General features: G+C 60.5%; 24 protein-coding genes and 1 tRNA gene. 14 read left to right on the top strand and 11 right to left on the bottom strand.

What is annotated here, in order from left to right:
- Positions 1-321: 321 nt before the first annotated feature.
- Both ACSQ16_RS03735 and ACSQ16_RS03740 read right to left on the bottom strand, forming a co-directional pair.
- Positions 322-397, bottom strand: a tRNA-Ala gene (locus tag ACSQ16_RS03735).
- Between the two features lie 93 nt (positions 398-490).
- Positions 491-820 carry a TIGR02300 family protein gene (locus ACSQ16_RS03740; protein WP_243261631.1) on the bottom strand — a complete coding sequence of 110 codons (330 nt, stop codon included), beginning with the start codon at positions 818-820 and terminating at the stop codon, positions 491-493.
- 111 nt (positions 821-931) lie between these two features.
- On the opposite strand from ACSQ16_RS03740, the gene ACSQ16_RS03745 reads away from it, so the two are divergent.
- On the top strand, positions 932-1618 hold the full coding sequence (locus tag ACSQ16_RS03745) for a M48 family metallopeptidase (RefSeq protein WP_243261630.1): 687 nt from the start codon (positions 932-934) through the stop codon (positions 1616-1618).
- Here the strand turns inward: ACSQ16_RS03745 and ACSQ16_RS03750 are convergent.
- Together ACSQ16_RS03750 and ACSQ16_RS03755 are read right to left on the bottom strand one after the other, a co-directional pair.
- The gene (locus ACSQ16_RS03750; protein ID WP_317405427.1) at positions 1615-2736 is read right to left on the bottom strand and encodes an aminodeoxychorismate synthase component I; all 1122 of its coding nucleotides are present in this window, start codon (positions 2734-2736) and stop codon (positions 1615-1617) included. The genes ACSQ16_RS03745 and ACSQ16_RS03750 overlap by 4 nt on opposite strands.
- A gap of 8 nt (positions 2737-2744) precedes the next feature.
- The gene (locus ACSQ16_RS03755) at positions 2745-3038 is read right to left on the bottom strand and encodes a Dabb family protein (protein ID WP_093927376.1); all 294 of its coding nucleotides are present in this window, start codon (positions 3036-3038) and stop codon (positions 2745-2747) included.
- 125 nt (positions 3039-3163) lie between these two features.
- Between ACSQ16_RS03755 and ACSQ16_RS03760 the strand changes: the two genes are divergently transcribed.
- Both ACSQ16_RS03760 and ACSQ16_RS03765 read left to right on the top strand, forming a co-directional pair.
- Positions 3164-3814: a GntR family transcriptional regulator gene (locus tag ACSQ16_RS03760; RefSeq protein WP_243261628.1), complete on the top strand. Its 651-nt coding sequence runs from the start codon at positions 3164-3166 to the stop codon at positions 3812-3814.
- A gap of 181 nt (positions 3815-3995) precedes the next feature.
- Positions 3996-4442: a GNAT family N-acetyltransferase gene (locus ACSQ16_RS03765; protein ID WP_093927375.1), complete on the top strand. Its 447-nt coding sequence runs from the start codon at positions 3996-3998 to the stop codon at positions 4440-4442.
- Here the strand turns inward: ACSQ16_RS03765 and ACSQ16_RS03770 are convergent.
- Positions 4439-5401 carry an acetyl-CoA carboxylase carboxyltransferase subunit alpha gene (locus tag ACSQ16_RS03770; protein WP_243261627.1) on the bottom strand — a complete coding sequence of 321 codons (963 nt, stop codon included), beginning with the start codon at positions 5399-5401 and terminating at the stop codon, positions 4439-4441. The genes ACSQ16_RS03765 and ACSQ16_RS03770 overlap by 4 nt on opposite strands.
- 158 nt (positions 5402-5559) lie before the next feature.
- A complete protein-coding gene (locus ACSQ16_RS03775; protein ID WP_243261626.1) occupies positions 5560-6519 on the bottom strand; it encodes an L-malyl-CoA/beta-methylmalyl-CoA lyase in 960 nt (319 codons plus the stop codon).
- Between the two features lie 257 nt (positions 6520-6776).
- Between ACSQ16_RS03775 and dgcN the strand changes: the two genes are divergently transcribed.
- Genes dgcN through ACSQ16_RS03790 form a run of 3 tightly spaced genes read left to right on the top strand, consistent with a single transcriptional unit; the run spans position 6777 to position 9609 of the window.
- Positions 6777-7778: an N-acetyltransferase DgcN gene (gene dgcN / locus ACSQ16_RS03780; RefSeq protein WP_243261625.1), complete on the top strand. Its 1002-nt coding sequence runs from the start codon at positions 6777-6779 to the stop codon at positions 7776-7778.
- Between the two features lie 2 nt (positions 7779-7780).
- Positions 7781-8746 carry an N-acetyl-D-Glu racemase DgcA gene (dgcA, locus tag ACSQ16_RS03785; RefSeq protein WP_243261624.1) on the top strand — a complete coding sequence of 322 codons (966 nt, stop codon included), beginning with the start codon at positions 7781-7783 and terminating at the stop codon, positions 8744-8746.
- 2 nt (positions 8747-8748) lie between these two features.
- Positions 8749-9609: a D-amino-acid transaminase gene (locus ACSQ16_RS03790; protein ID WP_243261623.1), complete on the top strand. Its 861-nt coding sequence runs from the start codon at positions 8749-8751 to the stop codon at positions 9607-9609.
- Between the two features lie 3 nt (positions 9610-9612).
- Here ACSQ16_RS03790 and ACSQ16_RS03795 read toward each other — a convergent pair whose 3' ends face one another.
- Entirely contained in the window at positions 9613-10056 is a 444-nt protein-coding gene (locus ACSQ16_RS03795; RefSeq protein WP_093927936.1) for a DMT family transporter, read from the bottom strand.
- A 108-nt stretch (positions 10057-10164) separates the two neighbouring features.
- Between ACSQ16_RS03795 and ACSQ16_RS03800 the strand changes: the two genes are divergently transcribed.
- Complete coding sequence (locus ACSQ16_RS03800; RefSeq protein ID WP_243261622.1) at positions 10165-10623, top strand: MaoC family dehydratase; 459 nt, start codon at positions 10165-10167, stop codon at positions 10621-10623.
- On the opposite strand, the gene ACSQ16_RS03805 is transcribed toward ACSQ16_RS03800, so the two are convergent.
- Both ACSQ16_RS03805 and ACSQ16_RS03810 read right to left on the bottom strand, forming a co-directional pair.
- On the bottom strand, positions 10620-11630 hold the full coding sequence (locus tag ACSQ16_RS03805) for a calcium-binding protein (RefSeq protein WP_243261621.1): 1011 nt from the start codon (positions 11628-11630) through the stop codon (positions 10620-10622). The genes ACSQ16_RS03800 and ACSQ16_RS03805 overlap by 4 nt on opposite strands.
- Positions 11631-11784: 154 nt before the next feature.
- Positions 11785-12096, bottom strand: coding sequence for a DUF1244 domain-containing protein (locus ACSQ16_RS03810; protein WP_093927368.1), 312 nt, complete (start codon positions 12094-12096; stop codon positions 11785-11787).
- A 152-nt stretch (positions 12097-12248) separates the two neighbouring features.
- Between ACSQ16_RS03810 and pyk the strand changes: the two genes are divergently transcribed.
- The 5 genes from pyk (at position 12249) to ACSQ16_RS03835 (ending at position 16102) form a co-directional block, all read left to right on the top strand.
- Positions 12249-13694 (top strand): pyruvate kinase, encoded by a 1446-nt coding sequence (gene pyk / locus ACSQ16_RS03815; protein ID WP_243261620.1) that lies wholly within the window; start codon positions 12249-12251, stop codon positions 13692-13694.
- 27 nt (positions 13695-13721) lie between these two features.
- Positions 13722-13946, top strand: coding sequence for a hypothetical protein (locus tag ACSQ16_RS03820; protein WP_243261619.1), 225 nt, complete (start codon positions 13722-13724; stop codon positions 13944-13946).
- Positions 13947-14080: 134 nt separating this feature from the next.
- Positions 14081-14281 (top strand): 50S ribosomal protein L35, encoded by a 201-nt coding sequence (gene rpmI, locus ACSQ16_RS03825; RefSeq protein ID WP_067624805.1) that lies wholly within the window; start codon positions 14081-14083, stop codon positions 14279-14281.
- Positions 14282-14296: 15 nt separating this feature from the next.
- A complete protein-coding gene (gene rplT, locus ACSQ16_RS03830; protein ID WP_007118124.1) occupies positions 14297-14662 on the top strand; it encodes a 50S ribosomal protein L20 in 366 nt (121 codons plus the stop codon).
- A 243-nt stretch (positions 14663-14905) separates the two neighbouring features.
- Complete coding sequence (locus ACSQ16_RS03835; RefSeq protein ID WP_435988592.1) at positions 14906-16102, top strand: Hint domain-containing protein; 1197 nt, start codon at positions 14906-14908, stop codon at positions 16100-16102.
- Here the strand turns inward: ACSQ16_RS03835 and ACSQ16_RS03840 are convergent.
- The gene (locus ACSQ16_RS03840) at positions 16091-16303 is read right to left on the bottom strand and encodes a hypothetical protein (RefSeq protein WP_243261617.1); all 213 of its coding nucleotides are present in this window, start codon (positions 16301-16303) and stop codon (positions 16091-16093) included. The two genes, ACSQ16_RS03835 and ACSQ16_RS03840, sit on opposite strands and share 12 nt — an antisense overlap.
- 111 nt (positions 16304-16414) lie before the next feature.
- Positions 16415-17089, bottom strand: coding sequence for a type 1 glutamine amidotransferase domain-containing protein (locus ACSQ16_RS03845; RefSeq protein ID WP_243261616.1), 675 nt, complete (start codon positions 17087-17089; stop codon positions 16415-16417).
- A gap of 172 nt (positions 17090-17261) precedes the next feature.
- Between ACSQ16_RS03845 and pheS the strand changes: the two genes are divergently transcribed.
- On the top strand, positions 17262-18335 hold the full coding sequence (gene pheS, locus ACSQ16_RS03850) for a phenylalanine--tRNA ligase subunit alpha (protein WP_243261615.1): 1074 nt from the start codon (positions 17262-17264) through the stop codon (positions 18333-18335).
- 74 nt (positions 18336-18409) lie between these two features.
- Complete coding sequence (locus ACSQ16_RS03855) at positions 18410-18691, top strand: YrhK family protein (protein WP_067624820.1); 282 nt, start codon at positions 18410-18412, stop codon at positions 18689-18691.
- Positions 18692-18694 lie beyond the last annotated feature (3 nt).

Consider the following 18694-nt stretch of genomic DNA (forward strand, 5'->3'; position numbering starts at 1 on the left):
TGCGAGATAGCGTTGTATCGTTTGTATAGGCTGTTGCGCTACGCTCTCATCGCTTCTTCGAAGCGACTGTCGCGCGACGCCTTTTGCTTTGCAAAAGGCTTGGTGGAGCCTAGCGGGATCGAACCGTTGACTCAGAGTAGCCGCGAAGCGGATGCGCGTCAGTCAGCCCCTCTATCGAGCGCTACATGTCTTACATCAGAAAGGGGGTGATGGTGGAGCCTAGCGGGATCGAACCGCTGACTCAGAGTAGCCGCGAAGCGGATGCGCGTCAGTCAGCCCCTCTATCGAGCGCTACATATCTTACATCAAAAAGGGGTGTGATGGTGGAGCCTAGCGGGATCGAACCGCTGACCTCCTGCATGCCATGCAGGCGCTCTCCCAGCTGAGCTAAGGCCCCATCGTGGATCGTGTGATCCGGGTCGTTATGCGCCGCTAACTAGGCGCTGGCGGCGGCGGGATCAAGCGGAAAATTGAACCCGCCGCCGATTAATTAGTCTTCGTCGTCTGACGCGACTTCGGCGATATCGTCGAGGGGAACTGTATCCTCGTCGTCATCGTCGTCGTCCAGCAGATCGTCGTCGAGATCCACATCAACTGTATCGTCGTCATCCACGAGGGAATCGTCGTCTGCCTTATCGCCTTTCTTGGCTTTGGCTGTGACCGCATCCTCGGCATCTGCCGCGATCATGCGGGACTTGGAGTTGTCGACCGCGACCTCTTCGCCCGTATAGGGGCTGATGATCGGATTCTTGTTGAGGTCATAGAAGCGCTTGCCCGTAGTGGGGCACAGGCGCTTGGTTCCCCATTCTTCGTTGGGCATGAAACACCCCTTTATAATATTGCTGTTGCGTGTAGATGATTCCGGCCAAGTGCCATATGAGGGGGGCACTGTCAAAGGCTTTGGCCTCTATCTAGGGACGTTGCTCCGGTAATGAAAGACCCTGTGCTGCCCGGCAACCCGCCGATTCCGTTGATCTTGCGCCGTTCGGCCCGTGCCCGGCGCATCTCTTTACGCATTTCGCAGTTGGATGGGCGGGTGACGCTGACCATGCCCAAACGCTTGGCCGAGCGTGAAGCGCTGGCCTTTGCCGAGACCAAGCAAGACTGGATTCGCCAACACCTTGCCGCGCGGGGCGAAGACGTGATTGTCGCACCGGGGGCTGAGCTGCCTGTGGGCGGTAAGGTTCTTAAGGTGCGCAGCGGGCAGGGGCGCGGCGTGCGGATCGGTCCCGAAGAGATTCTCGTGCCCGGTCCGGACGACAGCATTGGCAGACGGCTTGCAGCACATCTGCGCGAAGTGGCGCGGGACCGGTTGGCTGGCGCCTGTGACGATTACGCGGCATTGCTGGGCAAGCCCTACAATCGGATCACCCTGCGCGATACGCGTTCCCGCTGGGGATCGTGCACCAGTGATGGTGGGCTGATGTTCTCATGGCGGCTGATCATGACACCGCCCGAAGTGCTGGATTACGTCGCCGCCCATGAGGTCGCCCATCTGGCGCAGATGAACCATTCCCCGGCGTTCTGGGCCGAGGTCACGCGGATTTACGGTGATTATCAGGCCCCCCGCCAATGGCTGCGCGACCATGGCGGGGGACTACATCGTTATCGGTTCTAGGGCAGGGTCGCGAACCGTGCCTTTAGCAACGCCTCGGCATATTCATCCTCGGCTGTGCTGTCATGCACTACACCACCACCTACATTCAGCCGCAGCCGTCCATCGGCGTGGCAGGTCGCTGTGCGAATCGCCACGTTGAACTGCATCGCTCCTGAGGGCGCAACCCAGCCAACAGCGCCGCAATAGGCATCGCGTGGAGCAGGTTCTAACGCGCGCAAGATCTGCATGGCGCGGATCTTGGGCGCACCGGTGATGGAGCCACAGGGAAAAAGCGCGTGGAAAATATTTGTCAGGCGCGTTTCGGGCAAAACCTGTGCCGTGATGCGCGAAGTCATCTGATGCAGGGTATCATAGGTCTCGATCTCGAACAGCTTCGGCACCTCAACGCTGCCCACCTCTGCAATCCGGCTTATGTCGTTGCGGAGCAGATCAACGATCATCAGGTTTTCCGCCATGTTCTTTTCCGAAGCGGCGAGGTCGGCGCGCAGCTTGGCATCCTCAACAGCATCTTGCCCGCGCCGCGCGGTGCCCTTCATCGGACGCGCGGTCAGGTGGCCATCGGCAGTCAGCGCAAAGAACAACTCGGGCGAGCGTGACAGCAACACCGGCCCCCCAAGGTCAACAAATGCGCCATGCTCAACCTGCTGGCGCTGGCGAAGTCGGGCATAAAGGGCGGCAGGCGTGCCACTATAGCGACCCTCCAACCCGAAGGTCAGATTGGCCTGATAAATATCCCCGGCAGTGATGAAATCCTGCACCTGCACAAAGGCGGCTTCATATTGGGCAAAGTCCCAATCCGGGGTTAGGGCCGATAGACTGGCCGCGCCCACGTCATCCTTAAAGCTATGCGGCTCCGGCCCATCAAACACCCCGAAGTGCAACAAGGGCTGCCCGCGCTTGGCAGGCATCAAATCACACAGTTTTGTCGACCCGAGGTAACCCAGCTCATAGCTTGCATAGCCCGCCAGCCACGCGCCCTCTGCCTGCACTTTTTCGAGCGCGGCAAAGGCTGCTGGCACGTCCTCGGGCGACTGCGCGCTGATGGTCCGCTGCGGCGCTCGAAAGGCCGTTCCTTGCCCCAGCGGGCCGGTGTCAAATAGGACGCAGGGGTCAGACATCTCGCGCCTTAAAAGTCCGCAGGCATGCGTATGTCGCGCAGGGGGCGCACGATGTCGATGGATTCTTGATAGATCGGATGCGCCTTATAGGCGGCAAGTGCTTCCGCATCGGGGAACTCGGCGTAAACCACCACATCCACGTCCCCTGACAGCGCATCAACACGGGTGTTCTCGCAGATTTCGAAAGTTGTTGAATGGGGGATATCGGCCAGTTTCCAAAGCCCCGCTACAATTGCGGGAATGTCTTTGGGGTCTTTGGCTGAGAAAAAGACCACGTGGCGGATGAAATTTCGTTTGGTCAAGGCGCATCTCCTTTAGCGGTTTGAACCCCGATAAATCGCCTCAGGGGCCGCGACAACGGGTGATTGGCCCGTGGTCTCAAAATGCCGCGCTTGACGGGTGGCTCATTTGTGATCACAAGCGCATCATGAACCTCAGCCCCCGCCCTGTCGAGGCCACGCCGCTGGCCCATGATCGTGTCTACCGCCGCCTACGCGCGCGGATCATGCATGGCGATCTGCCGCCCGGTCATGCGCTCACCCTGCGCGGTATTGGTAAGGAATATGAGGTCTCGATGACGCCCGCCCGCGAAGCGGTGCGGCGGCTCGCGGCTGAGGGGGCGCTGACGATGTCGACCTCGGGGCGCATTTCTACGCCCGAACTCAGCAACGAGCGGATTGAGGAATTGGCAGCGCTCAGGGCGTTGCTGGAGGTTGAACTGGCCTCGCGTGCCCTGCCACGCGCGCATATGGCGCTGATTGAACGGATGCAGACGATCAACACCAATATCGCCGAGGCAGTGGCGCACCGCGATGCGGTCAGCTACATCCGCACCAATCTGGAATTCCACCGAACGCTTTACCTGCGGGCTCAGGCGCCTGCGATGCTCGCCATGGTAGAGACCGTCTGGCTGCAACTCGGCCCCACCATGCGCGCGCTCTATGGCCGCCTGCGCCGGACAGAGCCGCCGCATTTCCATCGGTTGATCATCGCCGCCCTGCGCGCCGGGGATGAGCCGGGGCTGCGGCTGGCGGTGCGTTCGGATGTGACCCAAGGCCTGCGGATGCTGGCAAGCTAACCCAGGCTCAGCCTCCGCTTGACAGCCGGTCGGCACAAGCGCATGACATAGTCATGGAACAGACCTGCCTCAAAACAGTCTATTATCCCCGCTCCTAATCGGCGCGGCCCTTTTCCTATACCCCAAGCCGCCACAGCGCGGCTTTGCTTGTCTCCCTGTGGTAGCCACAAAGAGAGACAATATGCCCCCCATTCGACCTGCCGTTAAATCCGACTTACCAATGGTTCTTGATCTGGCCCATGCGCTGGCCGCCTACCACGGCGACACGGCCACGCTGACACTGGCCGCGCTGGAACGTGACTGCCTCGGCGAAGCCCCTTGGGTGACGCTGTTGGTGGCCGAAGGTGCGACGGGGCTGCATGGATATGCCGCGCTTTGCCCCCAGACGCAGTTGCAATTCGGCGCAAGGGGCATGGACCTGCACCATCTCTTTGTTTGCGACACCGCGCGTGGGCGCGGCATAGGCAAAGCGTTGGTGGCGGCCGCGCTGGAGCACGCTGAGGCGCAGGGGTGTAGCTATGTCACTGTAGGGACGGGTACGCAAAACCGGCGCGCGCAGAGTTTCTACCGCGCCGCCGGTTTTGACCAGATCACCCCTGATCCGCGTTTTCGGCGGCGGCTGGCCTAGGCCGCCAGTCCCTTGCGGCCCATCTCAAGGAACTTGCTCCGGCGGTCTTTGATCAGCGTTTTTCCATCTTTACCGTCAAGGTCTTTAAGCATCGTCTCAATCGCTTTGCCTACGGCCTTGATGGATTGCGCAGCGTGACGATGCGCGCCGCCCATGGGCTCAGGAATGATCTGATCAATCACGCCGAGCGTCTTGAGTTCTTCGGCGGTCAGGCGCATCTGCTCGGCGGCTTCGCGCATCTTTTCGCTGTCTTTCCACAGGATGGACGCACAGCCTTCGGGCGTGATGACGGAATAGACCGAATGCTCCAACATCGCGACGCGGTTCGCCGTGGCAAAAGCCACCGCCCCGCCAGAGCCACCCTCGCCGACGATCACGCTGATCAACGGTACACCGATCTGCAGGCATTTCTCGGTCGAACGGGCAATCGCTTCGGATTGGCCGCGCTCTTCGGCACCCTTGCCCGGGTAAGCACCCGGCGTGTCCACGATGGTGACAACGGGCAGATTAAACTTATCGGCCAATTCCATCAAACGCACCGCCTTGCGATAACCCTCAGGGCGGGCCATGCCAAAGTTTCGCTCGATCCGGCTTTTGGTATCATTGCCTTTCTCATGGCCGATAACCATGACCGGCTTGTCATTAAAACGTGCCAGCCCACCCATCACGGCCAGATCGTCAGCAAAGTTGCGATCCCCGGCCAGCGGTGTGAACTCAGTAAATAGCGCTTCGATGTAATCTCTGCAATGTGGACGTTCGGGGTGACGCGCCACTTGGCATTTGCGCCAAGGCGTCAGCGACCCATAGAGGTCTTCCAGCATCCCAGCGGCTTTTTTATCCAGCGCGCGGGCCTCGTCGGTGATGTCCATCTCTTCGTTGGACCGGGCCAGCGCCCGCAGCTCTTCCGCCTTGCCTTCAATCTCGGCCAGTGGTTTTTCGAAATCCAGATATTGGGTCATTGCATGCTCCGGCTAGTTGCTTTCGTATATGGAGCGCCGCGCGCCGGTTTGCAACGCGGGTTTGCCAAGCAGGCAAGCGCACGCCCTTACCACTTCATCCTTTTTCAAATACCCGCGGGGGTCCGGGGGCAGCGCCCCCGGCGGCTGGCCGCAGTCGCTCAGCCCCCGGCGATCATCTCGGACTGCCGCACCACAACCTCGGCCTGTTTAATGCTGGCGATGTCCACCAGACGCCCCTTATAGACGGTCGCCCCTTCGCCCTTCGCCTTGGCCTCTTCCATCGCGGCAAGGATTTCGCGCGCTTCGGTGACGGCTTCTTCCGAGGGTGTGAACACCTCGTTGCTCAACGCGACCTGTTTGGGGTGGATCGCCCATTTGCCCACCATGCCCAGCGTGGCCGAGCGCCGCGCCTGTGCGCGGAAGCCTTCGTCATCAGAGAAGTCGCCAAAAGGCCCGTCGACCGGCAGCACGCCATGGGTGCGGCAGGCGGCGACGATGGCGGCCTGCGCCCAGTGCCACGGGTCGGACCAGTGTTTCTGCTCGCCGCGCTGCATATAGTAATTCTCCTGCGTACCGCCGATCCCGGTGGTCTGCATGCCCATGGAGGCAGCGAAATCGGCGGCCCCCAGCGACATGGCTTGCAGGCGGGGTGAAGACGCAGCGATCTCTTCCACATGGGCGATACCGGCGGCGGATTCGATGATGACCTCAAAGCTGATCTTGTTCTCGCGCCCCTTGGCGGTCTCGACCGCCGTCACCAGCGCGTCGACGGCATAGACATCCGCCGCGCAGCCCACCTTGGGGATCATGATCTGGTCAAGCCGCGGCCCGGCCTGCTCCAGCAGGTCCACCACATCACGATACCAATAGGGCGTGTCCAACCCGTTGATCCGGACCGAAAGTGTCTTCTTGCCCCAGTCGATCTCGGAAATCGCCTTGATGATATTGGCGCGGGCGCTGTCTTTGTCCGAAGGTGCCACGCTGTCTTCGAGGTCGAGATTGATCACATCGGCATCCGACGCTGCCATCTTTTCAAAGATCGCCGGGCGGGAGCCGGGGCCGAACAACTGGCAGCGGTTCGGACGGGCAGGGGCGGCAGGCTGAATGCGGAAGCTCATGGGGCACCTATGGGTAATTTTGTTTCATCATCAGTCTCCATTCTGGTATGAAATTGCGCCGTCAATCGCAAGAAGGTTTTCGCAGTCGCAGCATTTCGATGTTTTTCGAGACAGGCCAAGGCGGCGCACGATTTTTGCGCAGTCAACGGTAATTTGCGGGAAATGCTGCGCATTTGCATGCAGATGCGTCGACAACGCCACGCACTTGCGTATTCTCGCGCGCAATATGCGGACAAATTCAATGCCGGAGGCTTGCCATGATCAAAACCCCCTATCTGCTCTTTCTGGGCGACGCGCCTGACTCTCTGTCCGCCAAGGTCGCCCAAGGCATCAAGGACTGGCGCCCCGACAACGCGGTCGGTCAGTTCCGCATGGAAGGCTGCAAGGCCGATCTCGGCTTGCAAGACATGACGCTGGCCGAAGCGCGTGAGGCGGGGGCCGAGACATTGGTCATCGGCGTCGCCAACCGTGGCGGCAAGATCAGCGCGGCTTGGAAAGAAGTGCTGATTGAGGCGCTGAACATGGGCTTCGACATTGCCTCGGGCCTACACAACCTGCTGCGCAACGAAGCCGATCTGGTCGCCGCCGCCAAGGCGAGCGGCACCACATTGCATGACGTGCGCGTGCCCAGCGTCGAATATCCCATCGCCGACGGTAAGAAACGCAGCGGCAAGCGGGTCTTGGCCGTGGGCACCGATTGCTCGGTCGGGAAAATGTACACGGCTTTGGCGCTGGATGAGGCGATGCGCGAAAAAGGCATGAAAAGCACTTTCCGCGCCACGGGCCAGACCGGCATCCTGATCACCGGCGAAGGCGTGCCGCTGGACGCCGTGATCGCCGATTTCATGGCCGGGTCGGTGGAATATCTCACCCCCGACAATGACGATGACCATTGGGACATCATCGAAGGGCAGGGCAGCCTGTTCCACGTCTCCTACTCAGGCGTGACCATGGCGCTAATCCACGGCGGCCAGCCCGACGCGCTGATCCTCTGCCATGAGCCCACGCGGACCCATATGCGCGGCCTGCCAGAATACTCCCTGCCCAGCATGGAGGCGGTCCGCGACGTGGCGCTGACACTGGCGCAGGTGGCCAACCCCGACTGCAAGGTCGTTGGTATCTCGGTCAACACCTACCACATGTCTGAGGCCGAGGCGGATGCCTATCTGGCCGAGGTTGAGGAGCGTCTTGGCCTGCCTGCGGTTGATCCCTTCCGCCAAGGGGCGGCGCGGCTGGCCGATGCACTGGCGGCGCTGTGACCATGCAGATCGACGTTACCGCAGATACATTCAAACTGGCCCAGGTCTTTACCATCAGCCGCGGTTCGCGGACCGAGGCCAAAGTGCTGACCGTCCGCGTGACCGAAGGTGGCGTGACTGGCTGGGGCGAATGCGTGCCCTACGCGCGTTACGACGAAACGCTCGAATCGGTCACGGCTGAGATTAACGGCTTGCCCGACAATTTCACCCGTGCCGCGCTTTATGATCTGCTGCCCGCCGGGGCGGCCCGCAACGCTGTCGATTGCGCGCTGTGGGATCTGGAAGCCAAACGCGCGGGCAAGCGCGTTTGGGAGCTGGCCGGGCTGACCGCGCCGGGGCCAGAGATCACGGCCTATACCCTCTCGCTCGACGAACCCGAGGCGATGCGCGCGCAGGCGGCGAAGCACAGCCATCGGCCACTGCTGAAGATCAAGCTCGGCACACCCGACGACATGCCCCGGCTCGAAGCCGTGCGCTCGGGTGCGCCCGATGCCACCATCATCATCGACGCCAATGAGGGCTGGTCGGCTGAGGTCTATGCTGACCTTGCGCCGCATCTGGTGCGCCTTGGCGTGGCATTGGTCGAACAACCCCTGCCCGCAGGGGACGACGATGCGCTTTTGGGCATGGATCGCCCCGTGCCCGTCTGCGCGGATGAAAGCTGCCATGACCGCGCCAGCCTGCCGGGCCTCAAGGGCAAATACGATGTGGTGAACATCAAGCTCGACAAGACCGGCGGGCTGACCGAAGCGCTGGCCCTGCGCGATGCGGCACTTGCCGAAGGCTTCGACGTGATGGTCGGCTGCATGGTCGGGTCGTCGCTGGCGATGGCCCCGGCAACGCTGGTCGCCCAAGGCGCGAAGGTCGTGGACCTTGACGGCCCGCTGCTTCTGGCCGAAGACCGCGACAATGCTTTGAAATTTGACGGCGCGGGCGTGCATCCCCCCGCCGCAGCGCTTTGGGGGTGACCATGCGGACTGTTTATGTAAACGGCGAATACCTGCCCGAGGATCAGGCCAAGATCTCGATCTTCGACCGGGGATTCCTGATGGCCGATGGGGTCTATGAGGTGACGAGCGTGCTGGATGGCAAGCTTATCGCTTTTGACGGCCATGCCGAGCGGTTGACCCGCTCGATGAACGAGCTCGACATGCGCGCGCCTGCCACCACTGAAGAGCTGCTGGAGATTCACCGCGAGTTGGTGCGTCTCAACGATATCAAAGACGGGCTGATTTACCTTCAGGTCACGCGCGGGTCGGATGGCGACCGTGATTTCGCCTTCCCCGACCCCGAGACCACTGCGCCGTCGCTGGTGCTGTTCACCCAGTCGAAACCGGGGCTGGCCGATAACCCTGCCGCCCGTGATGGCATCCGCGTCATCAGCATCGAAGACATCCGCTGGGGCCGTCGCGACATTAAAACGGTGCAGCTGCTCTACCCGTCGATGGGTAAGATGATGGCCAAGAAAGCCGGTGTCGAAGACGCGTGGATGGTCGAAGAGGGTTTCGTCACCGAGGGCACCTCGAACAACGCCTATATCGTCAAGGACGATAAGATCGTGACGCGCGAGACCTCGAACGACATTCTGCATGGCATCACCCGCAAGGCGGTGCTGGAACTGGCCCGCGAGGCGCAGATGCAGGTGGAAGAGCGGAACTTCACCATCGAAGAGGCGCAGCAGGCGGATGAGGCTTTCGTCACCTCGGCCAGCGCTTTCGTGACGCCGGTGGTTGAGATTGACGGCGCCAAGATCGGCAGCGGCACGCCGGGCAAGCTTGCGCCCCGTTTGCGTGAAATCTATCTCGAAGAAATGCGCAAAACCGCGATCTGAGTTTCAGAACCGCGATAGAACCAGCCCCGCCGCCACCAGCGCGGCGGCGGCAATGCGGGTGGGGGTGATGGCCTGCACGGTGAGCCCCAAGAGCCCCGTGGCATCGATCACCAGCGCCGCGCTCAACTGCCCAAGGATCAGCGCTGAGATCACGGTCAGCGCCCCCAGCGTCGGGATCGCCCAGAGCACCGACCAAACGTAGAACGCCCCCAGCACACCGCCCAGTAGCAAGACCGGCGACGCGGAAAACGCACGGGGCAAAGCCCCCAATTCGCCACGCAGCAGCAAAACCCCCAGCAGGATCGCGAAACCGACGCCAAAAGACACCGCCGCCGCAGCTACACCGCTGCCGATGTTGCGGCCCAGGGCAGCGTTGATCGGGGTTTGCAGGGCCACGGCGGCCCCTGCGACGGCCACGATGATAAGGGCGAGGATTGGGGTGTTCATGGAGGTCTCCGCTTTGGTTTCACCCAGCATGTAAGTTGGCCCGCCGGACGCAAGGGCTTTCGCCGGGCGGGGGATCGTGGCTAGGGTGGCGCTAAGCAGGAGACCGCAATGCGCAACGAGATTGACCGGGCAGAGATGGAAGCAGCCGTGGGCCGCGAATTAGGCGTCTCGCCGTGGTTCATGATGGATCAGGCGCGGATCGACGCCTTTGCCGATGTGACCGAAGATCATCAGTTTATTCATGTCGATCCCATCCGCGCAGCAGAAACCGATTTCGGTGGCACCGTGGCGCATGGGATGCTGACACTGTCGATGATGTCGGGCATGGCCTATGGCGCGCTGCCGGGGATGGCGGGGGCAAAGACGTCGATTAACTACGGGTTCGATAGCGTGCGTTTCATTGCCCCGGTGCATTCGGGCAAGCGGATCCGGGGGCGGTTTACTTTAACCGAAGCGCAGACGCGGGGGCGGGGCGATCTGATGACGCGCTTTGCTGCCACGGTTGAGATTGAAGGTGCCGCGCGCCCCGCGCTCAAGGCCGATTGGCTTGTGCTCTATCAGTTCTAGGCGGCGCTTAAATTAACCACCGAGATATCGGGAATATCCGCGTCGCCAAGACCTTGCAGAACGGCCAGCACATAGTCCGGCGTGGCGGCGACCACCGCGTCGTAGGAAGGATCATAGCGCAAGTCGACGGTTGCGTCGTATACGTCGGTGAAAGCCAGTAAATCCTCTTCGGTATCAAAATCGGTGATGATCACCGGCGCCATCGGCGAATCCCCCTCATTGTCGACCGCGAAGAGGTCATCGCCCTCGCCCCCGGTGACCAGATCGCCATAGTCTACGAAGAGGCGGTCGTCGCCTTCGCCGCCGTTAACGGTGTCTTCGCCAAGCCCGTCGTTGTCCAGCGCGCGGATCTCGTCATCTCCAGCCTCGCCGAAGAGAAGATTGGCCCCGCGCCCTTCGAGGATCAGATCGTCGCCTGCGCCGCCATAGACCGTATCGTCGCCAAAGCTCCGGTCGCCATAGGCCGCGCCGCTGTCGTCGCCCGCGCCCATGTAGATCAGATCGTCCCCGTATCCGCCTGTGACGGTATCGTCGCCCGCCCCTCCGCGCAGCAGATCATTGTCGTCCTCACCGCTGATGTGGTCCGCGCCCGCGCCGCCATCAATGGTGTCCTCGCCGACGCTGCCAATGCCCCGGTCGTCCCCGTCGCCGAGGTTGATAAGGTCATCCCCGCCATCGCCCCAAACCCGATCGTTCCCGCCACGGGCGTCGATCTCGTCATCGCCTTGGCGTCCGGCGATGTCGTCGCTGTTGTCACTTCCAGTTATCGTGTCGTCCCCCCGCAGGCCTGCGATAAAGCCGCCTTCGTCGCGGGCAATGATGGCGTCGTCGCCGGGGGTGCCGCGGAAGACCACAACATCGTCAGGCACTTCCAGCGGGTCGACGGTCGGTTCATCGGGATCGGGCGTGGGATCGTCGGGCGTATCCTCTGCGGTTTCTGTGTCATCGTCGATGACAAGAAACAAGCCAAGGCCAAGCAAGACGGGAAGGGCGAAGAGGGCTAGCATGAGGTACTCCTGATCGGCAGCGGCGCTATGATGCTCCGCGCAAAACGGCTTTCGATCAAGGTTTTTGGCCCGCCTCGCCCTCTTATTGTTTCCGTTTTGGTGGTGAATGCGCTTAAGATGCAAGCATTGTTTCGCCAAGTGCAACGCTAGGCGCTTACTCCTTTCCGACATTCTCCTCGAAGGCCGTCTTGAACGCCTCTTTCTGGCTGTCCTTCGCGTCGGTCTGATAATTGGCTTTCCAATCGTCCATGGTCATCCCGTAGAACAGTTCGCGCGCCTCGTCTTTGCCCATTTCGATGCCACGCTCGTTTGCGGCCTCTTGGTACCAGCGCGACAGGCAGTTGCGGCAAAATCCGGCGAGGTTCATCATGTCGATGTTTTGTACATCGGTCCGGTCTTCCATCAGGTGCTTTTGCAACCGGCGAAAGGCGGCGGCTTGCAGTTCGATCTCTTGTTGGCTGGGCATGGCAGCTCCTTTTCATAATGCTGGACGGCGCAGCGTTAGGCCGTCATTCTGATGAAACCTTTGACAGGCACACATCGGGACGGTAGGCCATCGACAAGTCGATGTTACCGTTAACATTCCCCGTGGGGCGACATAGATACGAAGGAACAGATATGAGACGTTTGCGCAATGTAAAGATCGTGGCCACTTTGGGGCCAGCCTCGGAAACACGCGAGGTGATCGGGGCATTGCACAACGCCGGTGCGGATGTTTTTCGGCTCAACATGAGCCACGGCAGCCACGACGAGATCCGTGAAAAACATCGTATCATCCGTGAGATTGAAAAAGAGACCGGCGGCGCGATCGGTATTTTGGCTGACCTTCAAGGGCCAAAACTGCGTGTAGGGGTCTTTGAGGGCGACGGGCCGACCTTGGAAGAGGGGGCGACTTTCCGGCTGGACCTTGATGAGGCACCGGGCGATGTGAACCGCGTTTGCCTGCCGCACCCTGAGATTTTCGCAGCGTTAGAGGCGGGCGCGAGTCTGTTGGTTAACGACGGCAAAATCCGTCTGAAGGTGCGCGACTGTGGCCCAGATTTCGCGAATTGCGAGGTGGTGACAGGCGGTGTGATTTCGAACCGTAAGGGCGTGAACGTGCCCGACGTGCTGCTGCCGCTGGCCGCCCTGTCGGAAAAAGATCGGGCAGATTTGGAATTCGTTTGTGAGTTGGGCGTCGATTGGCTTGCGCTGAGCTTTGTGCAGCGGCCCGAAGATGTGACCGAGGCGCGTGATCTGGTCAAAGGCCGGGCGGCGATCCTGTCCAAAATCGAAAAGCCCGCCGCGGTAGAGCGTTTTGAGGCGATCCTTGAGGTCAGCGATGGCATCATGGTGGCGCGCGGCGATCTGGGTGTGGAGCTGCCAGTGCAGAACGTGCCGCCGATCCAAAAGCGTCTGGTGCGCAAATGCCGCGCGGCAGCCAAGCCGGTGATCGTGGCGACACAGATGCTCGAATCGATGATCGAAAGCCCGATGCCGACCCGCGCCGAGGTGTCGGACGTGGCCACCGCGATCTATGAAGGCGCGGATGCGGTGATGCTGAGCGCGGAATCAGCCGCCGGTGATTATCCGTTAGAAGCCGTGGCGACGATGGACAATGTTGCGCAAGAGGTTGAGGCCGATCCAACCTATACGCAGATCATCGAATCCTCGCGCACAGCCGAACGCACGACCGTGGCAGACGGCATTGTCGCCGCCGCACGCGAGATTGCGGAGACGACGGACATCAAAGCGATTTGCTGCTTTACCCAATCCGGCACCACCGCGTTGCTGACCGCGCGCGAACGGCCCCGTGTGCCGATCATCGCGCTATCGCCGCTGGTGAATACCGCCCGCCGTCTGGCGCTAAGCTGGGGAACGAACTGCATCATCACCGATGGGCATGATCGGTTTAAACTCGCTGTCCTCAGCGCGGCACGCTCTGCTTTGTCAGAGGGTTACGCCGGACCAGAGGATCATATCGTCGTGACAGCAGGGGTGCCCTTCAACGTCCCGGGCAGCACCAACATCCTGCGCGTGGCTCCCTGCGACGAACGTTTGATTTACGCATCTGATCCAGAGTAACCTTTCCCGAACAAGGGGAGGGTGCGCATGAATTCTGATTTGGCGATGGTTGTCGGCATCGTTCTAGCGGTGTTGTCGATACCCTCGATACTCTCTGCGGTGACCGACCGTCGGTCGCCGCGCGTCTCGGCCATCACGATCATGATTGCCGGGGGACTAATCGTTTACGCGTTGCGGGAAAATCCGGGGCGCTATTCGTTTGAGAACCTGCCGGATGTCTTTGTTTCTGTCGCGGCAAACCTGTTACACTAGGTCCTTCGAGCGCCCCTCAAAACCTCTTGCATCCTTGTCCGAGCGCGCCTATACGGCGCATCTTAGCCTGCACGACCGGCCCAAAGTGGCATGCCGAGTCGTGTTTATACCGAACTCAAAAGACGGAGACGGAAATGCCCAAGATGAAGACGAAATCGAGCGCCAAAAAGCGCTTTAAGGTCTCGGCGACTGGTAAGGTCATCGGCAGCCAAGCTGGCAAACAGCACGGCATGATCAAACGGACCAACAAGTTCATCCGTAACGCACGCGGCACGACAGCACTGTCCGAGCCCGATGCAAAGATCATCAAGGGCTTCATGCCCTACGCCCGCTGATATAGGAGTACCGAGATGTCCCGAGTAAAAGGTGGTACAGTCACCCACGCGCGTCACAAAAAGATCATCAAAGCCGCAAAAGGCTATTATGGTCGGCGCAAGAACGTCTTCAAGGTCGCCACACAGGCGGTCGACAAGGCCAACCAATATGCAACCCGTGACCGCAAGAACCGCAAGCGCAACTTCCGCGCTCTGTGGATCCAGCGGATCAACGCCGCCGTGCGCAGCCACGACGAAGCGCTGACATACAGCCGCTTCATCAACGGTCTGTCGCTGGCCGGTATCGAAGTGGACCGGAAGGTTCTGGCCGATCTGGCCGTGCATGAGCCCGAAGCCTTTGGCGCGATCGTCAAACAGGCGCAGGACGCACTGGCAGCCTAAGCTGACATGTTATGACTTTGCGGAAGCCCTGCCATTTGGCGGGGCTTTTTGCGTTTCGGCGGGCATGATGTTTTAGTCTCCGCCTCAATCTTGCCTTAATAATCCCTTGTTTCGGTCATTCCCTTTCCCCAGCCCTGGGCAATGATAGCTTATTGACAGACCGCGACTCAGTGCATCTGGGTGAAGGGTCCGGCTATTGATGCTGATCAGTCGATAGGTAATTTATAAAAGGTGGGGAAGTTCATGCCCGCAATTACGATCAATAGGCTAGATGAGGATCCCCATGAGTCGGTTCATGGGATACGCGACGATACCAGTTCGCGCGGCGTCGATCTTGAGGGGGCTAGGGTTACGCTTAGCTATGCAGATGGCACCAGTGAAACGCTGACGTGGTATGCGACAGACCCTTACACAAACGGTGCAGCCGTAGGTGACAATGCCGAGATGTCTTTCGGTTTTGATTGGCACCATCTTGAGACCACCAAACCACTGGCATCCATGCAGATTGACCTACAGCCTGCCAGTTCTGTATTTGACACAACCACTGCGGCGGAGGACGCGCCAGACGGCGGTTCTACGCCCGGTTCTCTTGGTGGATTTCCCTTCCGGCTGGGCGAGGAATCTGAGGATTTAGCTGGCGATCTTGATGTAACCTATTCCGGTATCGTCAATCTGGCGGGCAGCCCGCCTGCGGGCGATCTGTTTACCACGATGACTGTTGATTTCTCGGACCTTCCCGAAGGCGGCCTGCTGGGACGCCTGAAATGGAATTCCGATATTGATACGATGCGCGAGGAGGGCGATCTCGTCTCTACGGGTGTCGCCTGTTTCACACGGGGTACATTGATCGCAACCTATATGGGCGGTCTTCCTGTAGAGGTTTTGACCCCGGGGATGCGTATTCTGACGCAAAGCGGCGAATATAAAGAGCTAGTCACCGCGCTGCGCCGCGGTGTCGATGCGTCCGAACTTGCAAAGAACCCCAAGCTTTACCCTATACGGATCACTGCCGGAGCGTTGGGGGCCGGACTGCCCAAACGTGATCTTATCGTTTCACGCCAGCACCGAATGATGGTGCAATCTGGTATTGTGGAGCGGATGTGCGGTGTTTCGACCGTGCTGGTCGCTGCGATCCGGCTTACCGAATTGCCCGGTATCTTTGTTGAAGAGAAGGTTGAGCGGGTAGAGTACTTTCATCTCATCTTTGAAAACCACGATGTCGTCTATGCAGAAGGCGCCCCGACCGAGAGTTTCCTGCTGAATGCGGACACCATCAAAACCATTGGCACAGCGCAACGTGAAGAATTTGAAGCTCTCTTTTCAGGACTGGTTGAAACCGCGACCTTCGGCGCGCACGCACATATGATCCCGCCCGGCGCAGTGCAAAAGAAACTTGTCCAACGACACAAAAAGAACGGGCGAAATCTGTTAACTGTCTAGGGTATTCGGGTCATAGGGATTAAGGCTGGCGGGCGTCAGTTTGATGCCCTCCTGCGACGATTTGTGAGATATCGCCTCTTCCGTGCGGCCCAGTTGCACCGCGATCACGCTGGTCGATGTACCTTCTGCCGCGAGGATGCGAAGCTGGTCGAGGTCTGTTTCGCTCCACGGTGCGCCGGTGGTGCGGTCATAGTCTGCCATATCGGAGGCTCCTTTCGGGAGTAAAACACGGCGCGTCCATCGGCGGTTCCCGTATAGGATAAAAGGGGGCACGCAATGCGCGCCCCCGGTGTCGTCACTTCTGTCTGGCGATCACTTCAACAGGGCCAGCATTTCTTTCGCCGCCTCTTCGGAAGAGGCGGGGTTCTGGCCGGTGACCAGCTTGCCGTCGACCAGCACGTAAGACGCCCAATCGTCGCCTTTACTATACTCGCCGCCGTTCTTCTTCAGCATGTCTTCGACCAAGAAGGGCACAACGTCGGTGAGGCCAACGCCCTCTTCCTCGGTGTTGGTAAAGCCGGTGACGCGCTTGCCCGAAACCAGCGGCTTGCCGTCGGCTTGGGTATCTTTGAACACCGCAGGCGCGTGGCAGACGGCACCCACGGGGCGGTCGGAGGCCCAGAAGGTCTCGATCAGGCGCTTGCTGTCGGCGTCATTGGCCAGATCCCACAGCGGGCCATGGCCGCCGGGGTAGAAGATCGCGTCGAAACCCTCCGCATCCACATCGCCCAGCACTTTGGTTGAGCTGAGGGCTTTCTGTGCCGCGTCGTCGTCTTTGAAACGGCGGGTGGCATCAGTCTGCGCGTCTTCGCTGTCGCTGTTGGGGTCAAGTGGCGGCTGGCCGCCCTTGGGCGAGGCGAGGGTCACATCCGCGCCCGCGTCTTTGAAAACGTAATAGGGGGCGGCGAATTCTTCGAGCCAGAAGCCGGTTTTGTTGCCGGTGTCGCCAAGCTCGTCATGCGATGTCAGAACCATCAGGATTTTCATAGGTCTCTCCTTTCGGGGGAGTTTGAGCGCGCCGCTGCCATGAGGGCGCGCCGGGGGATGCGGGCTAACGCTCAGCAGAGGTGGTGGTTCCCCCATGCCGTCACAACCCCTACGGCTTGCATTCGCGGGGCGGGAGGGCTAGCAGGACGGGGTATTATTCCAAGGGCCTGTCATGGACGATCTGAAGCAAAAGTACCTGAGCCAAATCGCCGATGCCGGTGACGAATCCGCATTGGAAGACATCCGGCTGGCTGCCGTCGGCAAGAAGGGCGAGGTCGCGCTGAAGATGCGCGAGCTGGGCAAGATGACCCCCGAAGAACGGCAGGTCGCGGGCCCCGCGCTGAACGCGCTGAAGGATGAGATCAACTCGGCGCTTGCCGCCAAGAAGGCAGCACTTGGCGATGCCGCGCTTGATGAGCGTCTGCGCAGCGAATGGCTCGACGTGACCCTGCCAACGCGGCACCAGCGTCAGGGCAGCATCCACCCGGTCAGCCAAGTGACCGAGGAGTTGACCGCGATCTTCGCCGAGATGGGTTTCTCGGTCGCCGAAGGCCCGCGCATCGACACCGATTGGTACAACTTCGACGCGCTGAACATCCCCGGCCACCACCCCGCCCGGGCAGAGATGGACACGTTTTACATGGCCCGTGCCGAGGGCGACGACCGCGCCCCCCACGTGCTGCGCACCCACACCTCGCCCGTGCAAATCCGCACCATGGAGGCCGAAGGCGCGCCCCTGCGCATCATCTGCCCGGGCGGTGTCTACCGCGCCGACTACGACCAGACCCACACGCCGATGTTCCATCAGGTCGAAGGTCTGGCGATCGACAAGGATATCTCGATGGCGAACCTCAAGTGGACGCTTGAGGAATTCTTTGCTGCCTTTTTCGAGATCGACGGCATCAAAACCCGCTTCCGCGCGTCGCACTTCCCCTTCACCGAGCCTTCGGCTGAGGTCGACATTCAATGTTCTTGGGTTGACGGTCAATTGCGTATTGGCGAGGGCGACGGCTGGCTGGAAGTGCTCGGCTCCGGCATGGTGCACCCCAAGGTGTTGCAGGCGGGCGGGATTGACCCGAATGAGTGGCAGGGCTTTGCCTTTGGCATGGGGATCGACCGGATCGCGATGCTGAAATACGGCATTCCGGATTTGCGGGCGTTCTTTGATTCAGATTTGCGGTGGTTGCGGCATTATGGGTTCGCGAGCTTGGATCAACCGAATTTGCATGGTGGGTTGTCGCGTTAAGCTACGCGTTCAGCGCGACACGGTCGCTATAGAAACCTCAGAAACTGCGTAACGCATCGCAACACAGGTCTAGAATGAAACTCTTTCGTCACGAAAACCGCGAGAATAGCGCTGGCTCCCGCGCGCTTTATGCGAAGTTCGAGATGGCCTACACCTTTGTGGATTTCTGCGCTGCGATCTGCTTTGTCGTAGGTTCGGCGCTGTTTTTCTTCGAGAGCACGCAGACCAGCGCGACGTGGCTCTTTTTGATTGGCTCGATCTTCTTTGCCGCCAAGCCGTGCCTGCGGGTGATCCGCGAAATCAAACTTTATCGGATGGGCGACATGGCCGATCTGGCCAAACGATACGAGAATTAGGGA

The sequence above is a fragment of the Sulfitobacter sp. SH24 genome, from assembly GCF_965641895.1.
Classification (GTDB): Bacteria; Pseudomonadota; Alphaproteobacteria; order Rhodobacterales; family Rhodobacteraceae; genus Sulfitobacter; species Sulfitobacter dubius.